Source organism: Jannaschia formosa (assembly GCF_003340555.1).
Lineage (GTDB): Bacteria > Pseudomonadota > Alphaproteobacteria > Rhodobacterales > Rhodobacteraceae > Jannaschia > Jannaschia formosa.
In genome coordinates this window covers 1-741 of the sequence record NZ_QPLJ01000116.1, presented here as the reverse complement: position 1 = coordinate 741, position 741 = coordinate 1, and the positions used below count along the sequence as shown (strand labels likewise).

Annotated in this window: 1 protein-coding gene; it reads right to left on the bottom strand. The window is 69.5% G+C overall.

The window, feature by feature from the left end; genetic code table 11:
- Positions 1 to 741 (bottom strand): calcium-binding protein (locus tag DR046_RS23070; protein ID WP_135227410.1); only part of this gene is annotated, 741 nt, incomplete at both ends.

Sequence of the window (741 nt, the reverse complement as noted above, 5' to 3'; positions counted from 1 at the left end):
TGCCCGCGCCGCCGTCGATGGAGTCCGTGCCGTCGTTCGAATAGTCTCCGATCAAGTCGTTGCCGTCGCCGCCAAAAATCGTGTCGGACCCCTCGCCGCCGATAAGCGAGTCGTCCTCCGTCCCGCCCTCGACGCTGTCATCGCCAGCGCCTGCGATGACCGAGTCAGCGCCCGCGCCGCCCAGGATCGTGTCGTTGCCAATGCCCGCCGTCACCTGGTCGTTGCCCGCGCCGGCGTCGATGTCGTTGTCGCCGTCGGCGCCATCGATGATGTCGCCGCCATCGAGGCCCGCAATCGTGTCGGGGCCTTCGAGGCCGGTGATGATGTTGTCCTCGTTGGTCCCCGTCAGGGCCTCGCCCGACGGATCGGTGCCCACGATCAGGTCGCCGAGGCCGAGACCGGCGGTCGCCACGTCCCCGTCGATGAAGCGCAGGATCTCCACGTTCGTAACCGTGTCGGTGCCGAGGTTGCCGGTGCGGTCCACCACCAGGATCGCGCCCGCGCCGCCATCGACCAGCGCGAAGCGTCCGCGCTCGCCGCCCACGACCAGCACGTCGCCTGTGGTCTCGCCGCCCGTGCCGCCGTCGATGGTGTCGTCGCCCTGCTCGCCTTCCAGCGTATCGTCGCCAGAGCCGCCTTCCAGCGTGTCGTTGCCGGCATCGCCGAAGAGCTGGTCGTTGTCGGCGTCGCCCTGCAGCAGGTCGTCGCCATTGTTGCCGCGCAGAGTGTCGTCGCCGTCGC